General features: G+C 69.2%; 18 protein-coding genes, 1 tRNA gene and 1 pseudogene. 13 read left to right on the top strand and 7 right to left on the bottom strand.

What is annotated here, in order from left to right; genetic code table 11:
• From HUV01_RS01965 to HUV01_RS01950, 4 genes are all read left to right on the top strand, one after another.
• On the top strand, positions 1-335 hold a 335-nt coding region (locus tag HUV01_RS01965), incomplete at its 5' end, for a 3-deoxy-7-phosphoheptulonate synthase (protein ID WP_174296644.1).
• A gap of 75 nt (positions 336-410) precedes the next feature.
• Positions 411-485: transfer RNA gene (locus tag HUV01_RS01960), tRNA-Glu, on the top strand.
• 55 nt (positions 486-540) lie between these two features.
• The gene (locus tag HUV01_RS01955) at positions 541-807 is read left to right on the top strand and encodes a hypothetical protein (protein ID WP_174296643.1); all 267 of its coding nucleotides are present in this window, start codon (positions 541-543) and stop codon (positions 805-807) included.
• Between the two features lie 181 nt (positions 808-988).
• Positions 989-1,132: a hypothetical protein gene (locus tag HUV01_RS01950; protein ID WP_174296642.1), complete on the top strand. Its 144-nt coding sequence runs from the start codon at positions 989-991 to the stop codon at positions 1,130-1,132.
• A gap of 61 nt (positions 1,133-1,193) precedes the next feature.
• Here the strand turns inward: HUV01_RS01950 and HUV01_RS01945 are convergent, their stop codons facing one another.
• Complete coding sequence (locus HUV01_RS01945; protein WP_174296641.1) at positions 1,194-1,460, bottom strand: DUF3253 domain-containing protein; 267 nt, start codon at positions 1,458-1,460, stop codon at positions 1,194-1,196.
• A 104-nt stretch (positions 1,461-1,564) separates the two neighbouring features.
• Between HUV01_RS01945 and HUV01_RS01940 the strand changes: the two genes are divergently transcribed.
• Positions 1,565-2,686: a carboxylate-amine ligase gene (locus HUV01_RS01940; protein ID WP_174296640.1), complete on the top strand. Its 1,122-nt coding sequence runs from the start codon at positions 1,565-1,567 to the stop codon at positions 2,684-2,686.
• A 145-nt stretch (positions 2,687-2,831) separates the two neighbouring features.
• On the opposite strand, the gene HUV01_RS01935 is transcribed toward HUV01_RS01940, so the two are convergent.
• Positions 2,832-3,725 (bottom strand): LysR family transcriptional regulator, encoded by an 894-nt coding sequence (locus HUV01_RS01935; protein WP_174296639.1) that lies wholly within the window; start codon positions 3,723-3,725, stop codon positions 2,832-2,834.
• A gap of 111 nt (positions 3,726-3,836) precedes the next feature.
• Between HUV01_RS01935 and HUV01_RS01930 the strand changes: the two genes are divergently transcribed.
• Positions 3,837-5,342, top strand: coding sequence for an aldehyde dehydrogenase family protein (locus HUV01_RS01930; RefSeq protein ID WP_174296638.1), 1,506 nt, complete (start codon positions 3,837-3,839; stop codon positions 5,340-5,342).
• Between the two features lie 101 nt (positions 5,343-5,443).
• On the opposite strand, the pseudogene HUV01_RS15030 reads toward HUV01_RS01930, so the two are convergent.
• From HUV01_RS15030 to uxaC, 3 genes and pseudogenes are all read right to left on the bottom strand, one after another.
• Positions 5,444-5,678: pseudogene (locus tag HUV01_RS15030) on the bottom strand (IS5/IS1182 family transposase); the annotation flags it as partial.
• A gap of 26 nt (positions 5,679-5,704) precedes the next feature.
• Positions 5,705-7,132 (bottom strand): mannitol dehydrogenase family protein, encoded by a 1,428-nt coding sequence (locus HUV01_RS01925; protein ID WP_368039980.1) that lies wholly within the window; start codon positions 7,130-7,132, stop codon positions 5,705-5,707.
• Positions 7,129-8,541, bottom strand: a complete 1,413-nt coding sequence (gene uxaC / locus HUV01_RS01920; protein ID WP_174296637.1) for a glucuronate isomerase — start codon at positions 8,539-8,541, stop codon at positions 7,129-7,131. The genes HUV01_RS01925 and uxaC overlap by 4 nt, the downstream gene beginning before the upstream one ends.
• A 122-nt stretch (positions 8,542-8,663) precedes the next feature.
• On the opposite strand from uxaC, the gene HUV01_RS01915 reads away from it, so the two are divergent.
• Entirely contained in the window at positions 8,664-9,584 is a 921-nt protein-coding gene (locus tag HUV01_RS01915) for a sugar kinase (RefSeq protein WP_174296636.1), read from the top strand.
• Between the two features lie 110 nt (positions 9,585-9,694).
• Here the strand turns inward: HUV01_RS01915 and glpK are convergent, their stop codons facing one another.
• Positions 9,695-11,179: a glycerol kinase GlpK gene (glpK, locus tag HUV01_RS01910; RefSeq protein WP_174296635.1), complete on the bottom strand. Its 1,485-nt coding sequence runs from the start codon at positions 11,177-11,179 to the stop codon at positions 9,695-9,697.
• 88 nt (positions 11,180-11,267) lie between these two features.
• Between glpK and glpD the strand changes: the two genes are divergently transcribed.
• From glpD to HUV01_RS01890, 4 genes are all read left to right on the top strand, one after another.
• Complete coding sequence (gene glpD / locus HUV01_RS01905; protein WP_174296634.1) at positions 11,268-12,791, top strand: glycerol-3-phosphate dehydrogenase; 1,524 nt, start codon at positions 11,268-11,270, stop codon at positions 12,789-12,791.
• Between the two features lie 2 nt (positions 12,792-12,793).
• Entirely contained in the window at positions 12,794-13,573 is a 780-nt protein-coding gene (locus HUV01_RS01900) for a DeoR/GlpR family DNA-binding transcription regulator (protein WP_174296633.1), read from the top strand.
• Between the two features lie 83 nt (positions 13,574-13,656).
• Positions 13,657-14,928 carry an MFS transporter gene (locus HUV01_RS01895; RefSeq protein ID WP_174296632.1) on the top strand — a complete coding sequence of 424 codons (1,272 nt, stop codon included), beginning with the start codon at positions 13,657-13,659 and terminating at the stop codon, positions 14,926-14,928.
• Positions 14,925-17,324 (top strand): glycoside hydrolase family 31 protein, encoded by a 2,400-nt coding sequence (locus HUV01_RS01890; protein WP_174296631.1) that lies wholly within the window; start codon positions 14,925-14,927, stop codon positions 17,322-17,324. Before HUV01_RS01895 ends, HUV01_RS01890 begins: the two co-directional genes overlap by 4 nt.
• Positions 17,325-17,339: 15 nt before the next feature.
• On the opposite strand, the gene HUV01_RS01885 is transcribed toward HUV01_RS01890, so the two are convergent.
• Positions 17,340-18,125, bottom strand: coding sequence for a FadR/GntR family transcriptional regulator (locus tag HUV01_RS01885; RefSeq protein WP_254606306.1), 786 nt, complete (start codon positions 18,123-18,125; stop codon positions 17,340-17,342).
• Between the two features lie 183 nt (positions 18,126-18,308).
• Here HUV01_RS01885 and HUV01_RS01880 point away from each other — a divergent pair, with 183 nt between their 5' ends.
• On the top strand, positions 18,309-20,660 hold the full coding sequence (locus HUV01_RS01880; RefSeq protein ID WP_174296630.1) for a TonB-dependent receptor: 2,352 nt from the start codon (positions 18,309-18,311) through the stop codon (positions 20,658-20,660).
• 398 nt (positions 20,661-21,058) lie between these two features.
• On the top strand, positions 21,059-22,216 hold the full coding sequence (gene uxuA / locus HUV01_RS01875) for a mannonate dehydratase (protein WP_254606305.1): 1,158 nt from the start codon (positions 21,059-21,061) through the stop codon (positions 22,214-22,216).
• The last annotated feature ends 79 nt before the right edge of the window (positions 22,217-22,295 follow it).

Below are 22,295 nucleotides of genomic sequence, written 5' to 3'. Positions count from 1 at the left end.
TGTGGAGCTGCGATCCGATGCACGGCAACGTCGTCAAGGCGTCGACCGGCTACAAGACGCGGCCGTTCGACCGCATCTTGGCGGAAGTGCGCGGCTTCTTCGCCGTCCATCGTGCCGAGGGCACGCATGCCGGCGGCATTCACGCGGAGATGACCGGCCAGAACGTGACGGAGTGCACCGGGGGCGCGGTCGACGTGACCGAGCTGAGCCTGGCGGATCGCTACCATACGCATTGCGACCCGCGCCTCAACGCCGGACAGAGCCTTGAGCTTGCCTTCCTGCTGGCCGAGATGCTGAACGACGAGATGGCGGAGCGCAGGAAGGCCGCGGCCTGACCGGCGGCATCGATCGTCGGGTCGATGGCTTGACGCCCGCGCCACCCACCGGTAGACGCGCGCTCTGCCATCGACGGCCCCTTCGTCTAGCGGTTAGGACGTCGCCCTCTCACGGCGAAAGCACGAGTTCGATTCTCGTAGGGGTCACCATTTCAGCCGTTTGCTCCTGTGAGGGTCATGCCATTACCGGCATGCGATGATGGCCATGGATTTCGATCAGCTCCTCGTCCGCTTCTTCGGCACCGACGATATCGCCAGCCTCGCTCCCGAGCAGCTTGCCATGGGGATCGAACGTCTGCGGCTTCAGTTCGGGCTGGAGCGTGACGGCGGCCGTCGTTTTGCGCTCTGGTGCCTTGCGTACATGCTGGGTGCGGCGCCCGACCTGGACGTCGCCTTCAGCGACGGGGACGACCGGGATGCGGCGCGCGACTTCATGGAAACCATCGATCGCGAGATCGACGAGGACGATTGATACAGGGACGGCTGTCGCACCGCCGCTGCCGCCGAAGAGGCCGCTCCTGCGCGATCATGCGTGTACGAGACGAGGCACCGCGCCGTCGCCTGCGCCCGTTTCCGGCCGACATGCTCACGGACCTGCAACCACGCTCCTGCGACATCGTTCGGGCTTGGACGTGACGACAAGGGATGAATCCATGACCGAGAAGAAGGGCCACGGCAGCGCCACCGCGCAGAAGGCGAACGCCAAGGCAGCCAAGGACGGCAAGGAGAACCCGCGCAAGTCGTCCGCCGCGCAGGCCGAACTCGGCAAGAAGGGCGGAAAGGCGAAAAAGGCCTGATCGCTCCCGACAGGAAGATCAGCCGGTCGGGCGCGACCGTTCGCAGCAGCCGGGTTCGTCGTCACGCAGGCAGCCGGATGCCGTCGCCACGACGGATCCGGTACGGTCCCGTCCGACTCGGGACCGCCCTCCCCTTCCAGCTCAGCCGCGCCAGTCCTGCGTGCACGAGTTCGTCGACCGCGGCGTGGACCATTGGCATCATGTCGCGCCATGCCATTGGAGCCAATGCGCGCGCCACCTCGCTCGGACAGATCGTGGCTTCCGACGCGCGGCGGTTCAGGAGCGCCAGCGTCGCTTCGCGAGCATCCGCGATCGATATCGCTTCCATCCGTTCGTTTCGCCCTCCTTGCCTTGTGCGTTCGACACCGGTCTGATGGTCTCGAAGTCGCAAAGCCGCTCCAGTGAGCCGTTGTCGACCCGGACAGCCACGGCATGACCATAGCGCCCACCTTCCGATTCGGCATCGAGGAAGAGCTGTTCCTGGCCGACGCCCGAACGCGGAAGACGCCCAGGCGCGTCGAGCCCTTCCACGATGCCGTCCACAAACGCTTGCCGGAGGTCGAACGCGAGCTGCTGGTATCGCAGGTCGAGATCATGACTCCGCCCTGCACCGGCTTCGAGGATGCGCGAGCCTGCCTGTCCGGCCTGCGAACGGCGTTGGCCGACATCGGCCGCGAGCACGGCCTTCTCGTGCTCGGCGGCGGGAGCCATCCGACAGCCAGGTGGCAGAGGCAGAAGCGCACTAAGAAGGAACGGTACGACGCCATCGCCGAGGACATGCAGATGCTGGCGCGACGAGACGTGGTGTCCGGCATGCACGTCCATGTGGAGGTGCCGGACCCCGGGCGCCGGGTCGAACTGATGAACCGGTTGCTGTCCTATATCCCGACCTTCCTCGCGCTGTCGGCTTCCTCGCCCTTCTGGGAAGGACGGAACACGGGCCTGAACGCCTATCGTCTATCCGTCTGGGGAGAGATGCCGCGGACCGGCCTGCCGGACCTCTTCACGGATCCCGAGGACTATGACCGGCTCGTCGCCGCGATGGTGCGATCGGGCGCGATCGCCGACGCAAGCTTCCTCTGGTGGATGCTGCGACCTTCCACGCGTTTCCCGACGCTAGAGCTTCGCGTCGCCGACAGCTGTACCCGTCTCGATGACACTATCGCGATCGCGGCTCTGTACCGTTGCCTGGTCCGTCGCCTTCACCGCGACGCCGATGCCGGCCCGAAGCCCACCGCCGTCGTGCGGGCCATCGCCTCCGAGAACATCTGGCGCGCGCAGCGGCGAGGCGTCAACGCGAGCTTCCTCGACGACAAGGGCGAGGTCGCCTCGTTCGCCGATCATCTAGACGTGCTGCTGGCCATGATCGAGGAGGATGCCGAGGCGCTCGGCTGCGCGGCCGAGGTCGCGAGGACACGCGAGATCGTCATGGAGGGAACGAGCGCCGACCGCCAGCTTGCGACCTATGCGGAGGCTCGCGACGGCGGCGCGACGGATGCCGCGGCACTAGCGGCCGTCGTCGACTGGATGGCGACGACCACCGCTTCGCCATAGGGGTTGCCGACACGGGTCCGCTCGGCGCGATGTCGGCCAAGGGGTCGGTCGTGTCCGTCGACGTGCCGTGATGTCGGGCGTGGCTCCGAGCCCGATCGATCGGGCGGCCTGGTACGGGTCGTGGCGGGTGCGGGTGCGGGTGCGGTCAGGGTCGATAGCTCAATGCGTCGACGACGGCGGCGAACGCGGCGGTCGTCTGTCGCCGGCTGGGATAATAGAGGAAGGTTCCCGCCCGCATGGGGCACCAGTCCTCCAGCACCGCGACCAGCCGGCCCGACGCCAGATGATCCTCGACCTGGCTCCTGATCGCATAGCTCAGGCCCAGGCCGTCGACGGCGGCGTCGATCATCAGTTCGGCGTCGTTGGTCAGGAACACCGGGTCGATCGCGACGCTCACCGCGCGTCCATCGCGCTCGAACGGCCAGCGGTGGATGTCGCCCGAGGTGATGTAGCGGTAGCCGATGCAGCGATGCGTCGACAGCGCGTCTGGCGACGCCGGCGCGGGATGATCGGCAAGGTAGGCCGGCGCGGCGACCACGGCCATGCGCTCGTCCGGCCCGATCCGCATCGAGATCATGTCCCGGGCGATCAGCTCCCCGGTCCGCACGCCCGCGTCGAAGCCGGCCGCAACGATGTCGGTCAGCCCGCCCTCGACCGACAGTTCCACCAGTATGTCGGGATAGTCGCGCCGCAACGCCGCCAGCTTGGGCGCGATCAGTGTGGTGGCGGGGATGCGCGGCGCGCTGATGCGGACGCGGCCGGCGGGGCGCTCGCGATAGGCGCCGAGCTGCTCGATCCCCGCCGCGATGTTCGCCAGCGCCGGGTCGAGGCTGTCGAGCAGACGGCAACCCGCCTCGGTCGCGGCGACGCTGCGCGTCGTGCGGCTGACCAGCTTGACGCCGAGCTTCTCCTCCAGACGCCGGATCGCATGGCTGAGCGCGGAGGGAGAGACGTGCAGCTGCGCAGCGGCGCGGGTGAAGCTCTTCAACCGCGCCACCTCGGCAAAGGCGGCAAGGCCGGACAGATCGATCTGCGGCATGGATGCTCTCCCGCGATTGCTGACGTCCTGTCACAGGCGCATGCACGTTTCCAGGGCTAATCAGCTCCTTGCCCTGCCCTATCTCGATCGGGACAGTTCGGGAGACGATCAATGAGCAGAGACGATCAGGAGACGGCGACCGCTAATGCGCCGACGATCAATCGGGCGGCGCTGGCCTATGTGAAGGCCGGACCCAAGCAGCTATTCATCGACGGCAGGTGGATGCCCGCCCGGTCCGGCGAGACCTTCGAGGTGTTCGATCCCTCGACCGCCGAGGCGATGGTCTCGGTGGCGACCGGCGACGCCGCCGACATCGACGCCGCCGTCGCGGCGGCGCGCAAGGCGTTCCGCGATCCGTCCTGGGCGCGGATCAGCCCGCACCAGCGGTCGCGCTACCTGCTGACGGTCGCCGACATCATCGAGCGCAATGCCGACGAGCTGGCCGTCATCCAGGCGATCGACATCGGCATGGTGCTGGCCCAGTCGCGCGGGCTGGTGGCGACGATGCCCGACGTGTTCCGCTATTTCGCCGGCGCCGCGACCCGGATCATGGGCGGCACCTATCCGTCCGACGGGTCGGCGCTGACCTACACGCTGCGCGAGCCGCTGGGTGTCGTCGGCGCGATCATCCCGTGGAACAGCCCGGCCTTCGCCTTCGCCTGGAAGGTCGCGCCGGCGCTCGCCTGCGGCAACACCGTCGTGCTCAAGCCCGCCGAGCAGGCGCCGCTGCTGCCGTTGCGCCTGGCCGAGCTGATCGAGGAGGCCGACCTGCCGCCGGGCGTGCTCAACGTCGTGCCGGGTCTCGGCACGGGTGCAGGCGACGCGCTGGCGAAGCATCCGGGGGTCAACAAGATCAACTTCACCGGCTCGACCGGCGTCGGCAAGGGCATCCTCGCCGCGTCCACCGGCAATCTCAAGAAGGTGACGCTGGAGCTGGGCGGCAAGTCGCCCAACATCATCTTCCCGGACGCCGACCTGGCGAAGGCGATCCCGGCGGCGGTGATGGGCTTCGCCGCCGGCGCGGGCCAGATCTGCGTGGCGGGCACCCGCGTGTTCGTCCACGAGGACGTGTACGGCGAGGTCGCCGGCGCCATCGCCGCGGCCGCCAAGGGCATGAGGGTCGGCGACCCGCTCGACCCGACCACCGATGTCGGCCCGATCATCTCGAGGAAGCAGCTCGACCGGGTGAACGACTATATCAGGGTCGGCCAGGAAGAGGGCGCGACGCTGCGCACCGGCGGGCAGGCGCACGATGGATCGGGCTATTTCGTCGAACCGACGGTGTTCGAGGACGTGACCGACCAGATGCGCATCGTCCGCGAGGAGATCTTCGGGCCGGTCGCCGCGCTGATCCCGTTCAAGGACGAGCATGACGCCGTGTTCCGCGCCAACGACACCGAGTTCGGCCTCGCCGCCGCGGTGTGGACGAAGGACGTGTCGCGCGCCCACACCGTCGCCCGCGCGCTGGAGGTCGGCACCGTGTGGATCAACACGATCTTCGAGCTCGACGTGATGGTGCCCTATGGCGGCTACAAGATGTCGGGCATCGGCCGCGAACTCGGCCCGGAGTCGATCGAGGCCAACACCCAGCTGAAGACCGTCGTCGCACGGTTCTAGGCTGTGGCGACGGTCTGACTGTTCAGCCACTGCCTGATACGGGCAAAGAAACCCTCGATGCCCCATCGCTGCTTTCAGGCGATGCGGTCGTAGCGGTGCTGGTGCGCGCGGATGACGGTCGCATCGATCGCCGGCCACTCAAGATCCGGGGTGGTCGGCGACCCGGCGATAGTAGCGCCGCTTCGCCGTCTGATACGGCCAGAACCACTCCGGGCAGATCGCGCCACCGACAAACCGCCGTCCGTCGTTGCGCGGACGGCGGTTCCCCTTGCGACCGCCCGGCACGAACTCCCGCAGCAGACCCCATCGATCGTCCCGAAGTACCTCGCCTTCCACACCAACCTCTAAAAGCCAGCGTTGGATCAGAACTGCCGCTCAGGGGTCTTCACCATGCTACTATGTCCTAGCGCCGTCAGATCGGCGGTGATTGCCGCTTTGTCCTCCCGGTCGGGTCGCCAGCGGCTGGCGACGAGGCCGCTGTCGCCGAACAGGGCCGCGGCGATCCCCGCTCGGCCGGCGGTCGACCATGCCGCCGAAAGGCGTTCGGCCATTGGATCGTTCACGGGCGCGCCGTCGCCGCGGACATGGATGGTCCATGCCGCAAGCGCGCGCAGTATCGCGGGACAACGCCGCCCGCGCGCGGCGTTGACGGTGAGCGTTTCGAGCCAACGCTGCGGGATCTTCTGCGAGCCGTCCGTCGCGATCTGCGCTAAACGATGCGGGAGCGCCGGGTTGCGGAACCGGGCGAGCAGCGCGTCGGCATAGGCGGACAGGTCCTGTCCCGGCGCGGGATCCAGGCTTGCGGCCGCTTCGACTCGCATCAGCTGCTCGATTACCGCGGCGATGCCAGGATCGGCGACCGCTTCGTGAACGAATGCGTGTCCGGCGAGCAGCCCGAGGTAGGCGAGTGCCGAATGCGCGCCGTTGAGCATCCGGAGCTTCGCCGCCTCGAACGGCGCGACGTCGGCGACGAGCTGCGCTCCGCCCAGCTCCCAGCGCGGGCGCGGACCGGCGAAGCGGTCCTCGATCACCCACTGGCGGAACGGCTCGGTCACGACCGCGCCCTCGTCGCGCAGGCCGATCGCGCGCTCCACCTCGTTGAGACCCACGGCCGACACGGCGGGAACGATCCGGTCCACCATCGATGACGGACAGGCGCACTCCGCCTCGGACCAACGCCTTAACGTCGGATCGATGCGGTCGAGCCAGGTCGCAAGGCCCGCGGCCAGCACCGCGCCGTTGCCGGCGAGATTGTCGCAGCTCAGCAGCGTCAGCCCCGGCAGGCAGGCATCCCGGCGGCGCGCGAGGCCTTCCGCGAGATGATGGTAGATCGTGCCGCCCGTCGCCGCGACCGCGGCGACGTCCAGCGACCCGTCGGGCTGGCGGTAATAGGCCTTCTCCGTCACGGTGAGCGTGACGACGTGCACGCCGGGCGACGCGAGCAGCGTCGCGACCCGGTCCGGCGCCTCGGGCGCGACCACCAGGTCGCGCACCGCGCCGACGAGAGCCGTGCCCTCGCCTGTCGCGCCGCGGTGCGTGACGGTGAACAGCCCGTCCTGCGGCGCGAGTGCGTCCCGGGCGGTGGGCGAGCGGAGCGAGACGCCGGCGATCGCCCAGTCGCGGTCGCCGCCCGCCATCGCATCGTCGGTATAGACGGCCTGATGCGCGCGATGGAACGCGCCGACGCCCAGATGGACGATGCCGATGCGCTGTGTCGCGCGATCGTAACCGGACCGCGCGACGGCGTCGGGCAGACGGCTCGCCGTCGCGTCGGAAAGGCGCAGGCTCACAGCCGGTATGCCCGGCGGGCGAGGCCGACCGCCAGGTCCTGCGCGAGCTCTGCCGCTTCCCAGTCCTCCAGTCGATGTTCCGCGACGAGCCGCGCGAGGAAACCGCAGTCGACCCGGCGGGCGACGTCGTGGCGGGCGGGGATCGACAGGAACGCGCGCGTGTCGTCGTTGAAGCCGACGGTGTTGTAGAAGCCAGCGGTCTCGGTCGTCATCTCGCGATAGCGGCGTATCCCTTCGGGCGAATCGTGGAACCACCAGGCGGGTCCGAGCCGCAGGCACGGGTAGTGGCCCGCCAGCGGCGCGAGCTCGCGCGCATAGGTCGATTCGTCGAGCGTGAAGAGGATCAGCATGAATGCGGGCTCGTTACCGACGACGTCGAGCAATGGCTTGAGTGCCGCCACATAGTCGACCCGGACCGGCAGGTCGGCGCCACGGTCGCGTCCGTGGCTGGCGAACAGCGTCGCATTGTGGTTGCGGAACGAACCGGGGTGGAGCTGCATCACCATGCCGTCCTCGACGCTCATCCGCGCCATCTCGGTCAGCATCTGTGCGCGGAACAGGTCGGCGTCCGCCGCGGTCCAGCCGTCGCGCGTCACGCGGGCGAACAGCGCCTCTGCGGCGGCGGGCGACAGGTTGGCGGTGCGCGCCGACGGGTGGCCGTGGTCGGTCGCGGTCGCACCCGCCGCGCGGAAGTCGGCGCGGCGGCGGCGGTGCGCGGCGAGATAGCCGGACCAGGTCCAAACGTCCTCACCGGTCAGTTCGGCGAAGCGGGTCATCGCGGGGCCAAAGCCTTCGTGCTCGACGTCGATGACGCTGTCGGGACGATAGGTGGTGACGACGCGCCCGGGCCAGCCCGATGCGCGGATCGCGTGATGCGCGGCCAGATCGGCTTCCGCCCCGTCGGTGGTCGCCAGCAGCTCGATCCCGAACCGGTCGAACAGCGCGCGTGGGCGGAAGGCAGGGGTGGCGAGCTGCGCGCCGATGCGGTCGAAATACAGGTCGGCGGTCGCCGCCTCCAGCTGCACGTCCATCCCGAGCACGGTTGCGAAGACATGGTCGAGCCACAGCCTGGACGGAGTGCCGCGGAACAGATGGTAATGGCTCGCGAACGTCCGCCATGCTTCGCGCGGGTCGACGGCGGACGGGCCTGAACGCGAGGGGACGCCGAGCGCGTCGAGCGACATGCCCTGGCTGTACAGCATCCGGAACAGATAATGATCGGGGGCCAGCAACAGCCCGGTGGCATCGCGCCACGGCGCATCGGTCGCGAACCAGCGCGCGTCGGTGTGGCCGTGCGGGCTCACGATCGGCAGGTCCGCGACCGTCGCGTACAGCGCGCGTGCGATCGGCCGCTGGACGGGGTCGCTGGGCAGCAGGCGATCGGGGTGGAGCAGCAGCGGGCGGGTCACGTCGCGCTCGCGATCAGGGTCATGCGGTGTTCCTCTGCGTGTTGCCAATGGTAGGCCGCGCCGAGTTGCTTTACCAGAGTGCCGGAATTGGTAAGACACATCGGGCGGGGATCGACGGGCCAATGGCGAGGATCGTGGTGGTCGGCGAAGGCATGGTCGAGCTTGCGGGTGGCGGCGGTGCGACCGGCTGGCAACTCGGCTTTGGAGGCGACACGCTCAATACCGCGGTCCACCTCGCCCGGCTTGGCGACGATGTCGCCTATCTGACGGCGCTGGGTACCGACCCGTTCAGCGATGACCTGCGCCGCGCCTGGGCCGCGGAGGGCGTCGACACGGCGCTGGTGCTGACCGACCCCGACCGGCGGCCCGGCCTTTATGCGATCACCAACGATCCCGACGGCGAACGGCATTTCACCTACTGGCGGAGCGACAGCGCGGCGCGTCGGCTGTTCGCGCTGTCGGGGATCGGGTTCGCTCTGGAGGTGGCGGCGAGGGCTGACCTGCTGATCTTCTCGATGATCTCGCTTGCCGTGCTGCCGGCGGACGGACGCGCGGCGCTGTTCGATCTTGCGACCCGCGTTCGCGCGGGTGGCGGCCGGGTCGCATTCGACACCAATTATCGATCCGCACTGTGGCCGGACCTGGCCGATGCCCGCGCCGCGCATGCGGCGGCGTTACGGGTGACCGACATCGGCCTGCCGACGATCGAGGACGAGGCCGCGCTGGCCGGACCGGGCGGTCCTGTCGATGTCTTGACCCTGTGGCGTGCGGCTGGCGTAGGCGAGGTGGTGGTGAAGCGCGGACCGGACGGCTGCATCGTCGACGGCGTGGACGTGGCTCCCCCGGTCCGGCTGATGCCGCGCGACACCAGCGGCGCAGGCGATGCGTTCAACGCAGGCTATCTGCACGCGCGCCTCGCCGGGCGGTCACCCGCAGGCGCGGCGCTGGCCGGACATCGGCTTGCAGGCTGGGTGGTGATGAACCGCGGCGCAATTCCGGCGATCAATGCGGAGGCTCCCTATGCTGCGCTGACAGCGGGCTGAAGCGGTTTGCAATCATCGCGTCCGTTCGCCCTGAGTTTGCCGAAAGGCGAAATCCGAGTGCCTCGACAAGCTCAGCATGAACGGTCGCAGACCGGCCTGATCGGACCGTCCTAGCTCAGCGTCCGCCGCAGCGCGTCGCGCCAACCGGCGACGAGGTTTGCGCGGTGCGGCGGCGCCAACGCCGGGGTGAAGCACCGCTCGCGCGACCATAGCGCCTCCAGTTCGTCGAGGCCCGACCACAGCCCGATCGCGAGCCCTGCAAGGAACGCCGCACCGCGCGCGGTGGTCTCCAGCTCGTGCGGGCGCTCGACCGGCACGCCCAGCAGGTCGGCGAGGAAGCCGCACAGCCAGTCGTTCGCCGCCATCCCGCCATCGACGCGCAGCGTCGCGAACGGCGTCCCGCCATCGGCCTGCATCGCCTCGACGAGGTCCAGTGTCTGATAGCCCACCGCCTCCAGCGCCGCACGCGCCAGATGCGCCTGCGTCGTACCGAGCGTCAGCCCGAAGATCGCGGCGCGCACGTCCGGGTTCCAGTGCGGCGCGCCCAGGCCCACGAACGCGGGCACCATGTAGACGCCGTGGCTGTCGGGCACGCGCGTCGCCAGATCGTCGGTCTCGCGCGCGTGAGTGATGACGCCGATGCCGTCGCGCAGCCACTTCACCGCCGCGCCGGCGACGAAGATCGAACCCTCCAGCGCATAGCTCGTCTCGCCCTCCAGCCGGTAGGCGGGCGTCGTCAGCAGCCGATGAGCGGATACGACCGCCTCGGCACCCGTATTCAGCAGAACGAAGCAACCGGTCCCATAGGTCGACTTGGCCGACCCCGGCCGAAAGCAGGCCTGACCGATCAGCGCCGCCTGCTGGTCCCCGGCGATGCCGGCGATGGGGATGGCCGCGCCGAACATCGCGGGGGGCGTGGTGCCGAAGTGATGCGCATTGTCGTGTACCGCAGGCAACATCGCCATCGGCACGCCCATCAACGCGCACAGCCGCTCGTCCCACCGGTTCTCGCGGATGTTCCAGAGCAGCGTGCGCGACGCGTTGGTGACATCGGTCGCATGCACCGCCCCGCCCGTCAGCCGCCACAACAGGAAACTGTCGATCGTGCCGAACGCGAGCGCGCCCGCCTCCGCCCGCGGCCGTGCGCCGTCGACATGGTCGAGGATCCAGCCGATCTTGGTGGCGGAGAAATAAGGGTCGAGCAGCAGCCCCGTCGCCGCGCGTACCTCGTCCTCCGCCCCCGCCGCGCGCAGCGCCTCGCACCGGTCCGCGGTGCGCCGGTCCTGCCACACGATCGCGCGGTGGAGGGGCACGCCGGTCGCGCGGTCCCATACCAGCGTCGTCTCGCGCTGGTTTGTGATGCCGATCGCACCGATCCCGGCGGCACCCACCCCGCTCCGTCCGATCGCGGCGCGCGCGGTCGCCAGCACGTCGCGCCAGATGTCCTCGGGCTCGTGCTCCACCCAGCCGGGGGCGGGATAATGTTGTTCGAGCTCGGCCTGCGCCACCGCGATCCGGCGGGCGGAGCGATCAAACACGATGCTGCGCGTGGAGGTCGTGCCCTGGTCGATCGCCAGGATGTGGATGCCGGTCACGTTCGCTCTCCTGTTCGTTCGATATTCACGAGTTTTCGTTCGCGCGTCAACGCTTTCGCTTTTGCGTGCGCGATGTTAAGGATCGAACATGGCACATCCAACGGAAGATCCGGTCGACCTGCTGATCGTCGGCGGAGGCATCAATGGCGCGGGCATCGCGCGCGACGCGGTGGGGCGCGGGCTGTCGGTGATGCTCGTCGAGCAGGACGACCTCGCATCGCACACCTCCTCGGCGTCGACCAAGCTGATCCATGGTGGGCTGCGCTACCTCGAATATGGCGAGTTCCGGCTGGTGCGCGAGGCGCTGATCGAGCGCGAGCGGCTTTGGAGCATGGCGCCACACATCATCTGGCCGCTGCGCTTCGTCCTGCCGCAAACCCAGTCGCCGCGGCCGGCGTGGATGGTGCGGCTTGGCCTGTTCCTCTACGATCATCTCGGCGGGCGCGAGCGGTTGCCCGGCACGCAGACGGTGGCGCTTGGGACCTCGGCGTTCGGGGCAGGACTTGCTGACCGCAAGGGCAAGGCGTTCGTCTATTCTGACTGCTGGGTGGAGGACAGCCGGCTGGTCGTCCTCAACGCGCGCGACGCGGCCGTCCGCGGCGCCGAGATCCGCACGCGCACCCGCCTGCTCGGCGCGCGACGCGAAGACGGCGCCTGGACCACAATGATCGCCGACGCAGCGGGCGAGCGACGGGTCCGCGCGCGCGCGCTGGTCAACGCCGCCGGCCCGTGGGTGGCGGAGGTGCTGGCGGGCGCGGGCGGATCGCAGACGAAGCGCGGCGTGCGATTGGTGAAGGGAAGTCACCTCGTCGTCCCACGCCTGTACGAGGGCAACCACGCGTTCATGTTGCAGAACCCCGACCGGCGGATCGTCTTCACCGTTCCCTATGAAGGTCGCTTCACGCTGCTCGGCACCACCGACGAGCCCTGGACGGGGCCGCCGGGCAAGGCGCACATCAGCGATGGCGAAACTCGATATCTGCTCGACACTGCAAACCGCTATTTCGATCGCCGGATCGGCGAGGCCGACATCGCGTGGAGCTATGCGGGCATCCGGCCGCTCTATGACGACCAGGCCGGCAGCGCCTCGGCGGTGACGCGCGACTATGTGCTGGACGTCGACACGGGTCCGGCGGACGCGGCCGGTGCGCCGATGCTGAGCGTGTTCGGCGGCAAGATCACCACCTATCGCAAGCTCGCGGAGCACGCGATGCGCGAGCTGGCGCGCTTCTTTCCCAAGGCGGGGTCGGCGTGGACCGCGGGCGCGACGCTGCCCGGCGGGGACATGGACGACTTCGACGCGTTCGTGCGCGCGTTGGTGACGGAGCGGCCCGGCCTGCCCCCCGTGCTGCTCCGCCGGCTCGCCCGCGCCTATGGCACCGACGTGCGGGTGTTGCTCGGTACGGCGCGGACGTCGGGCGACCTTGGCGAGGACCTAGGCGGCGGGCTGACGGTCGCGGAGGTCGACTGGTTGCGGGACCGCGAGTGGGCGCGCACCGCAGAGGACATCCTCTACCGCCGCAGCAAGCTTGGCCTCCATGTGCCGGCAGGTACCGCCGAGCGGCTGGAAAGCTATCTGGCGGAGGTCTCCGCCACCCCGGTCGCTGCCTGACCGTGACCGAGAGTCCGGATGCGGTCGCACGGCGCCACGCCCGCATCCTCGCGATCGCCGGCCGCACCGGCAGCGTCGCGGTCGACTCGCTCGCCGCCGAACTCGCCGTCACTCCGCAGACGATCCGGCGCGACCTGAATCTGCTTGCCGGCCGGTCGCTGCTGTCGCGCGTCCATGGCGGCGCGGTGGTGACGTCGGGCGTCGCCAACCTCGACCGCGAGGCGCGACGGCGGGTGGCGAGCGATGCCAAGGCCGCGATCGGGCGCGCCGCCGCGGCGCTGATCCCGAACGGCGCGAGCCTCTTCGTCAACATCGGCACCACCACCGAGGCGGCGGCGCGCGCGCTGGTCGATCATCGCGACCTGCTGGTGGTGACCAACAACCTCAACGTCGTCGACATACTGGCCGACCGGCCGACGATCGAGGTGATCGCGGCGGGCGGTCGCGTGCGGCCGAGCGACCGCGCGGTGGTGGGCGCGCTCGCGATGGACTTCATCCGTGGGTTCAAGACCGACTATGCGCTGATCGGCGCCTCCGCGATCGACGAGGAAGGCGTGCTGCTCGATTTCGACGTGGACGAGGTTCGCGTGTCGCAGGCGATCATCGCCCAGTCCCGCGCCGTCATTCTAGCCGCCGATCGTGGCAAGGTCGGCCGCCCCGCCCCGGTGCGCATCGGCGACATGGCCTCGATCGGCCATTTCGTCACCGACGTGCTGGAGGACGAGCGATTGTGCAGCGCCTGTGCCCGTGCGGGTACGCAAGTGGTGGAGACCGGCCGGTAAGTGGCCTGACCAATCTGGACAGACCGGAGCCGGTCAGCTACCCCTCGGACGGACGCCGCACACGGCGCGGGGAGAGGACGGGCGTGCGGCTACGGAACCTGCGCTGGTGGATCGTCGCGCTGATCTGCGCCGGCACGGTCGCCAACTATCTCGCGCGCAACTCGCTGGGCGTGCTTGCCCCCGAGCTGAAACTCGCGCTGCACATCGACACCAAACAATACAGCTATGTCGTCGGCGCGTTCCAGCTTGCCTATACGGTGATGCAGCCGGTCGCGGGCGCGCTGGTCGACCGCTTCGGGCTGCGCGCTGGCTTTGCGATGTTCGGGCTCGCCTGGTCGCTGGCGAACATGCTCCACGCGCTCGCCGCAGGCTGGCTCGGTCTCGCGCTCTTTCGCGGGCTGCTGGGCCTGGCCGAGGCCGCCGCCATCCCGTCGGGGATCAAGGCTGTGGCCGAGTGGTTTCCGGCGCGCGAGCGATCGGTCGCGGTCGGCTGGTTCAACGCGGGCACGTCGCTCGGCGCGCTGATCGCGCCGCCGGTCGTCGCCGCGGTCACTATCTGGCTCGACTGGCGCTGGGCGTTCGTCGTCACCGGCGCAGTCGGGCTGGTCTGGGCCGCTGCCTGGTACGCCTTCTATCGCACGCCTGAGACGCATCCGGCGATCACGAACGAGGAACGAGCGATGATCGCCGCGGACCGGCCGGCGCATGCGCCGCGCCGCACCCGGCCGCGCGACATACTGGGCACGTCGCGTTTCTGGGTCATCGCGGTGCCGCGCTTCCTCGCCGAGCCCGCATGGCAGACGTTCAGCTTCTGGATCCCGCTCTATCTCGCGACCGAGCGGGGCATGGACCTGAAGCAGATCGCGCTGTTCGCCTGGCTGCCCTTCCTGGGGGCGGATATGGGTGGCATCCTGGGCGGGTATCTTTCGCCTTGGCTGATGCGGCGCGGCTGGGCGCTCGTGCCGTCGCGCGTTGCGGGCATCGTGCTGGGTGCCGTCCTCATGATCGCGCCGGGGTGCATCGGTTTCGCCGCCAGTCCGTACACCGCGATCGGGTTGTTCTGCGTCGGCGGCTTCGCGCATCAGATGATCTCCGGCCTCATCAACACGCTGTCCGCCGATGTGTTCGAGCCGGGCGAGGTAGGCACCGCCAACGGTTTCATCGGCCAGGCAGGCTGGATCGGCGGCCTTCTGTTCTCGTTGCTGATCGGCCAGCTTGCCGACCGCTTCGGCTATGCGCCGCTGTTCGGGCTGCTGGGCGTGTTCGACCTGATCGGTGCGGCGGTGCTGGTCGTCTTCATCGGCAGGCTGACGCTGCCGACCGCCCCCATCCCCGTCCTGGAGTCCAGCCGATGAGACGCGCCACTCTGTCGAAGCCGCCCCGCTTCGCCCTGTCCGGACGGGCGCACGGCCGCGTGACGCTGGCCGCCGACACGGGCGCGATAGCGCACGTGTTCGTGATGGAGGACGACATCGTCCGCTTGCTGCTGCTCGCCACCGGCAGCGTGACCAGCCCGCCGAGCTGGGCGATCGCGCCTGGCGCCGACGACATCGCCGAGCCGGGGCGCGACCGGATGGACGTCGCCGACTTCACCTGTCCCGACTTCCGCTGCGACGAGGCCGCGGACGCGGTGACGATCGAGACGGGACGGCTTCGGCTGACCGTGCGGCTCGTCGGCCTCCACTGCACCTGGGAGCAGCGCGACGGCGATGACTGGGTGCCGATCGCCGCCGATCGCCCGACCCAGGCCTATGACTTCGGGTGGTGGGACGGCCGTGCGCACCATTATTGCGCGCGCTCGCCTGGCGAGCGTTTCTACGGGCTCGGCGACCGCACTGGCGATACCGACCGCGCCGGCCGCCGCTTCCGCCTGACCAACGTCGACCCGATGGGCTTCGATGCAGAGCACAGCGACCCGCTTTACAAGTCGATCCCCTACCTCCTCGTCGCGGATGAGACGGGGCGCTGCCATGGTGCGTTCTATGACAGCACCGCCGACGTGACGATCGATCTGGGGCGCGAGCTCGACAACTACCACGGCCTGTATCGCCACGTCGTCGCCGACGCTGGCGATGTCGACCTGTGGATGATCGCCGGTCCCGATCCGGCCGCGGTCACGCGCCGCTTCACCTGGCTTACCGGCCGGCCCGCGCTGATGCCGCGCTGGACGCTCGGCTATTCCGGCTCGACGATGACCTATACCGACGCGCCCGATGCGGCGGAGCAGATGCAGGGTTTCCTCGACAAGTGCGCGGAGCACGACCTCGGCTGCACGTCGTTCCACCTGTCGTCGGGTTACACGTCGATCGGCGACAAGCGATACGTGTTCCACTGGAACCGCGACAAGTTCCCCGATCCGACCGGCTTCGTCGCCTCCTATGCCGAGGCGGGCGTCCGTCTCGTCCCCAACATCAAGCCCGCGCTGCTGCGCAGCCACCCGGCGTACGACGAGGTTGCCGCCGCCGGGTTCTTCGTCGCCGACGCCGCAGGCCTGCCGGTCGAGGCCCAGTTCTGGGACGAGATCGGCAGCTACATCGATTTCACGAAGCCCGCGGCGGCGCGCTGGTGGCGCGGGCAGGTCGGGTCCGCGCTGCTGGACCAGGGCATCGAGGCGACGTGGAACGACAACAACGAATACGAGCTGTGGGACGCGCGCGCGCGCTTCGACGGCTTCGGCGACCCCTGCCCCGCCGCCGCGATGCGTCCGGTCCTCCCGATGCTGATGACCCGCGCCTCGCGCCAGGCGCAGGTGGCGGCTCGGCCGGACCGGCGGCCGTACGTCGTCACGCGATCGGGCATGGCGGGGCTACACCGCTATGCCCAGACCTGGTCGGGCGACAACCGCACCGACTGGAAGACGATCCGCTACAACGCGCGCCAGTCGATCGGCCTCGCGCTGTCGGGCGTGTCGAACGGCGGACACGACATCGGCGGCTTCTCGGGTCCGGCGCCCTCGCCCGAACTGCTGGTGCGATGGGTACAAGCGGGCGTGCTGATGCCGCGCTTCTCCATCCACAGCTGGAACGACGACCGCACCGTCAACGAGCCGTGGATGTACCCGGAGACGGTTCCTGCGATCCGGCGGCTGATGGCGTTGCGCCAGACGCTGATCCCGTTCCTCTACGATCTGCTCCATCGCTACCACGCCGATTACGAGCCTATGGTGCGGCCGACCTGGCTCGACTATCCCGGCGATCCGGCCGCATGGCGCGAGAGCGACGACCATCTGCTCGGCCCCGACCTGCTCGTCCCGCTAGTCGTTGAGGAAGGCGTGACCACGCGCACCGTCACTCCGCCCATCGGCGCCGACTGGGTCGACGTGTGGACGGGGCGTCGCGTCGGCGGCGGCGAAACGGTCGTGCTCGCCGCGCCGCTCGATGGGCCGCCGCCGCTGCTCGCGCGCGCAGGATCGGGGATGCTGGTCGACCTCGCGTGCGGCGGATGGCGGCCGGCACCCCATGAGCGCGGCGTGTGGCTGTTTCCGCCCGCCGACGGCCCGGTCGCATGGAAGGCCATTGAAGATGGAGGCGACGGCGACAGCCCGGTCGATCGCTGGCGTCTGTCCGGTCGGGCGGATGCCGAACGGGTGAATGTCTCGGTCGTGCGCGAGGGTCCGGGCCGGCTTTCCGATCGCCGGATCGTCATCTTGCTCCCGCCCGGTGACGGACGGACGCTGAGCGTGAATGACGGGGCCGGCGAGCCGGTGACGCGGGACAGACGCGCGGGTGTCGCGTTGATGCTCGAAGGCTGAGCGGGCGGCCCCGGATCAGACCGCGACCCGCCGTGCGAGTTCGCTCCGCTTGACCTCCACCTCCGCCCGCGCGCGCTCGATCGTGTCGGTCTCCGTCGCCTCGAGCAGCCCGTCGATCACGCGGGCGAGATGGTCGCGCATCGCCGATCGCGCGGCCGCCGGATCGCGCTCGCGCAGTGCGGCGAGGATCACCAGATGCTCCTCGGTCCGCGGCTGGACGCCCGCGCGGCGTGCGCGCTCCAGCATGTGCGCGCACAGCGGCGAGCTGTAGCGCGCGTCCCACAACGACTCCACAACGCCGACGATCGCTGAATTGGCGGTCGCGCGTGCCAGGACCAGATGAAACTCGCGGTCGGCGTGCTCGCCGACGACGTTCTGCTGGTTCTCGCGCTCCATGTCGCCGATCAGCGTCTCCAGCCGCGCAAGCTCGTCGTCAGTGATTGACAACGCCGCCAGCGCGGCCGTCTCGCCCTCGAACAGCCGGCGCGCCTCCGTCAGCTCGAACGCGCCGATATCGAGGCCGGTCGGCGACGTGTCCGCCGGCGGATTGTCGACCACATAGATGCCCGAGCCGTGCCGCGACCGGACGAGGCCCGTCACCTCGAGCGCGATCAGCGCCTCGCGGATCGTCGGGCGGCTCACCTTGTGCTCCTCGGCCAGCTCGCGTTCCGACGGTATGCGTTGGCCGGGGCGGTAATCGCCCCGCTGGATCGCCGCCGCGATCGTCGCGGCAGCCTGCTGGTACAGCTTGCGACCGCCGGACTGGAGCGTGAACGACGGAGGACGAGATGGTCTGATCAAAGGGAGGCCCGGCGCGGTAGGTGGTGGAAAGCTACGATCAAAGGCAGCGTTCCGCAATCGCTTCCCGGAAGTGATCCGACAGCTTGGATCAGGACGCGGTTGTCTCTTGATATTGGTATGACCAGTTGGTAAGCCGGAACTCAGGCCGGCAGTCGATCGGTATCGCTTCAGGAGGGAATACCGATGCAGGCACTTCGTACATCCGTCGCCGCGACGGCAGTGGCCGTGTCGCTGATGGCGGCGCCTGCGCTGGCCCAGACCGCTGCCCCGGACACGACGCAGCCGACCAGATCCTCCGCCAGCGCCGATCCGGCATCGAGCATCCCTCCCGGCCAGCTGACCGATCCGGCGCAAGGTGCGCCCGGCGGGCCGACGTCCACCGTCGACAGCGCGAGCACGAGCGGCGACATCATCGTCACCGCCAACAAGCGGGCGGAGAACATCCAGCGCGTGCCGCTCGCGGTATCGGTGGTCTCGCCGGCCCAGCTCGCTGCCGCGGGCGTGCGCAACTTCACCGACATCGGCAAGATCGCTCCCTCGCTGGTCGTTCGTCCGGCCGAGCAGCCGCAGAACTCCAACATCACCTTGCGCGGGGTCGGCACGCTGGCGTTCGGGATCGGCGTCGAATCGAGCGTCGCGGTGCTGGTGGACGACGTTCCCGTCGCGCTCACCGCGCGCGCCTTCACCGACCTGCCCGACGTCGAGCGGATCGAAGTGCTGCGCGGGCCGCAGTCGACGCTGTACGGCAAGTCGGCGTCGGCTGGCCTCATCAACATCATCACCCGCGCGCCGACGGACACGTTGCGCGTGCGTGCCAATGCGGTGGTGACGACGGACGACGAGCACGGCGGCAACGTCAGCATCTCCGGGCCGATCTCGCCCCAGGTCGGCTATGTCGTGTCGGCCGCGTACAACTATTGGGATGGCAACATCCGCAACGTCTACGACGGCAAGGAAGTGAACGGCCGCGAGTCGGTGAACGTGCGCGGCAAGCTTCGCTGGACGCCGACCGACAATTCGTCGATCACGCTGTCGGCCAATTACGTCAACGGCAACACCACCGTCGGCCGCCCCTTCACCGCTGTCTCGCCGACCGCGCTGCTGCGCGGTCAGGCCGGGCTCACCCCGGCCGTCGTCTTTCCGGGCGTCACGATCGGCCCGGAGAACCAGCGAGTCAGCAACAATCTCGACTCACGCACGAAATACAGCGGCGGCGGCGGCTATCTGCGGATCGAACTCGGCGTGTTCGACGACACCAACCTGATCGCCGTCACCTCATACGACCGCTTCCACCTCGACGACTATCTCGACCAGGACGACACGTCCGCGCCCGGCACCTATGGCAACAACAACCAGATCGGCGCCTTCAACTCCGAGCAGATCACCAACGAGGTCCGTCTGCAGTCGTCGACGTCCAAGCCCTTTCGATACACGGTCGGCACCTATTTCGCGGACGTGAGTTTCAACCGGCCGTTCGTCCGCGGCCCGGTATTCTCGATCGCCAACTGGTTCGCCACCGCCAAGCAGCGCCAGGTCGCGGGCTTTGCCCAGCTGGATTGGGAAATCGTCCCCAGACTGACCCTGACCGGCGGCGGACGCGTCCAGAACGAGGAAGTGGCCTATACCTATCTCGACCGTGCCGCGAACAACGCCTTCTTCTCGGGTCGCGCGCAAGATACGGCCGGCACCTACAAGGCGAGCGTCCGCTACGAGTTCACGCCCGACCTGTCGCTGTTCGTCACCCGCGCCACCGGCTACAAAGGGCAGACCTACGACCTGACCACCGGCTTCAACGCCAACCGCGCCGCTGCGGGGCCGATCCGGCCCGAGCGGTCGCGCGACTGGGAGGTCGGCGCTCGTACACAGTTCTTCGATCGTCACCTGACGCTGAACGTGACCCTGTTCAACACCGACTATTCGAACCTCCAGGCGCAGACCATCGAGACGCTTGCCGACGGTACGTCCAACTATCGCCTGACCAATGTCGGCGGCCTCAGGACGCGGGGCGTGGAGGTCGAGAGCTCGGCTCGGCTCGGTCAGGATCTGAACGTCAGCGGCGCGGTGACGTACCTGGATGCGAAGTATACAAGCTTCCCCATCGCGCAATGCTATGCGTTGCAGACCGCCGCTCAGGGTTGCACCGGCACGCCGGCGCGGCAGAACCTGACCGGCATGCGCGTATCCCAGGCGCCCGAGTGGAAGTTCAACGTCAGCGGCGACTGGTCGCCACGCCTGGCCGACACCCTGCGCGGCGTGGCGCAGGTGAACTGGCAGTACCAGAGCAGCGTCAACTATGCGGTCGACGATCCGCAGACCTTCCAGCCGGCGTTCCACATCGTCAACCTGGGCCTGGGCGTGCGCGACGGTGATCGCCGCTGGGAAGTGGTGGCGTTCGTCAACAACGTGTTCGACCAGCAATACTATGCGTCGCTCGTCAACACCGCCGGCAATTTCGGCAACCAGATTGCGACGCAGGCGCTGCTGCCGCGCGATTTCCGCCGCTATGCGGGACTTCGGCTGGCATTGAACTACTGACGGGCGGGCAGTGCGGAGAAGGCGATCGATGAACGGACGAACCGGCTGGCTGAGGCTCGTCGCTGGATCGCTTCCGATGCTGTCCGCCGCCGCTCCGGCGCGGGCGGCACCCGATGCACGGACCCGGTCGGCCGCCGACGCACGGAAGTGGCGAGCCTCGGCGGCTGGGCGATCGGTGTCGTCGACGAAGAAATGGTCCAGCCGCGTCAGGCCGATCCAGTGAAGGGCGGCGCGCTCGCCGATCGCCGCCTGCCGGGGACCACCCTCGCGGCGGGTCGCTTCCCGCTCGTTGTCCGGGCACGCGGACACGACGCCGGGGTCCGCCCGCCGTCTACCGACATGGTGCATGCAGCACGCTGTATGCCAACCCTCGCGGAGGTCGGGACCGCGCGATGATGATGACCCAGACGATGCGCTGGTTCGGTCCCGCCGATCCCGTGACACTGAACGGTATCCGTCAGGCAGGCGCGAGCGAGGTCGTGACCGCGCTGCACGAGGTGCCCAACGGCAAGGTCTGGTCGCGCGAGGCGATCGCCACCCGACGCGAGATGGTGCGCGCCGCCGGCCTCGACTGGACGGTCGTCGAGAGCTTGCCGGTTCATGAGGCGATCAAGACGCGCGGTCCGGCCTGGGACCAGCTGATCGAGACGTATCGCGAGAGCCTACGCAACCTCGCCGGCGGCGGCATCCGCGTCGTCACCTACAATTTCATGCCGCTCCTGGACTGGACACGGACCGATCTTGCCTGGCCGATGCCCGACGGCGCGCTGGCGCTCCGCTTCGAGCTGGAGGCGGTGGCGGCGTTCGACCTTCACCTCTTGCGACGGCCGGGAGCGGAGCGCGACTATGACGAGGCCACGCGCGCCGCCGCGGCCTGCCGCTTCGCCCGCATGGACGCCGACGCGCGCCGACTGCTGGAGCGCACGATCATCGCCGGCCTGCCGGGAAGCGAGGAGAGCTTTACCGTCAAGGCCTTTCATGTTGCGGTCGCCTCCTATGAGGGGCTCGACTCCGTCGGGCTGCGCGCGAATCATGTCGCCTTCCTCGAAGCGGTCTGCCCGCTGGCGGACGAGCTCGGGTTGCGGCTCGTCGTCCATCCGGACGATCCGCCCTTCCCCATCTTTGGCCTGCCCCGCGTCGTCAGCACGGAGGCGGACGTCGCGGGGTTGTTCGCGCGCGTACCAAATCCGTCCAACGGGCTCTGCATGTGCACCGGATCGTTCGGCGTGCGCGCCGACAACGACCTGCCCGGGATGGTGGAGCGGCTGGGCGACCGGATCGGCTTCCTCCACCTGCGCTCCGTGCAACGCGAGCCGGACGGCGCGTTCCACGAGGCGCCGCATCTCGAAGGCGATGCCATGATGCCCTCGGTGGTCGCCGCGATCCATCGGCTGCAACGGCGCGAGGGCCGGTCGATCCCGATGCGCCCCGACCACGGCCACCAGATGCTCGACGACCTCGGCAAGCGCACCAACCCCGGCTATTCGCTGCTCGGGCGGATGCGCGGGCTGGCGGAGCTGCGCGGGCTGGAGCGCGGCATCGCCCATGCCGGCTGAGGCGGCGCGACCGACGAACAGGGGACCAGCCATGACGGCGGCACGGCATTGCGCGATCGCCCTCGCCGCGGCGCTGGGC

It is taken from the genome of Sphingomonas bacterium, assembly GCF_903643035.1.
Lineage (GTDB): Bacteria > Pseudomonadota > Alphaproteobacteria > Sphingomonadales > Sphingomonadaceae > Sphingomonas.
This window is presented reverse-complemented; position numbering and strand designations above follow the sequence as displayed.

What these genes read in the sequence shown, in the direction of transcription:
- HUV01_RS01955 (WP_174296643.1), top strand. Translation starts at nt 541, where the DNA reads ATGGATTTCGATCAGCTCCTCGTCCGCTTCTTCGGCACCGACGATATC.
- HUV01_RS01950 (WP_174296642.1), top strand. Translation starts at nt 989, where the DNA reads ATGACCGAGAAGAAGGGCCACGGCAGCGCCACCGCGCAGAAGGCGAAC.
- HUV01_RS01945 (WP_174296641.1), bottom strand. Translation starts at nt 1,460, where the DNA reads ATGGAAGCGATATCGATCGCGGATGCTCGCGAAGCGACGCTGGCGCTC.
- HUV01_RS01940 (WP_174296640.1), top strand. Translation starts at nt 1,565, where the DNA reads ATGACCATAGCGCCCACCTTCCGATTCGGCATCGAGGAAGAGCTGTTC.
- HUV01_RS01935 (WP_174296639.1), bottom strand. Translation starts at nt 3,725, where the DNA reads ATGCCGCAGATCGATCTGTCCGGCCTTGCCGCCTTTGCCGAGGTGGCG.
- HUV01_RS01930 (WP_174296638.1), top strand. Translation starts at nt 3,837, where the DNA reads ATGAGCAGAGACGATCAGGAGACGGCGACCGCTAATGCGCCGACGATC.
- HUV01_RS01915 (WP_174296636.1), top strand. Translation starts at nt 8,664, where the DNA reads ATGGCGAGGATCGTGGTGGTCGGCGAAGGCATGGTCGAGCTTGCGGGT.
- glpD (WP_174296634.1), top strand. Translation starts at nt 11,268, where the DNA reads ATGGCACATCCAACGGAAGATCCGGTCGACCTGCTGATCGTCGGCGGA.
- HUV01_RS01890 (WP_174296631.1), top strand. Translation starts at nt 14,925, where the DNA reads ATGAGACGCGCCACTCTGTCGAAGCCGCCCCGCTTCGCCCTGTCCGGA.
- HUV01_RS01880 (WP_174296630.1), top strand. Translation starts at nt 18,309, where the DNA reads ATGCAGGCACTTCGTACATCCGTCGCCGCGACGGCAGTGGCCGTGTCG.
- uxuA (WP_254606305.1), top strand. Translation starts at nt 21,059, where the DNA reads ATGACCCAGACGATGCGCTGGTTCGGTCCCGCCGATCCCGTGACACTG.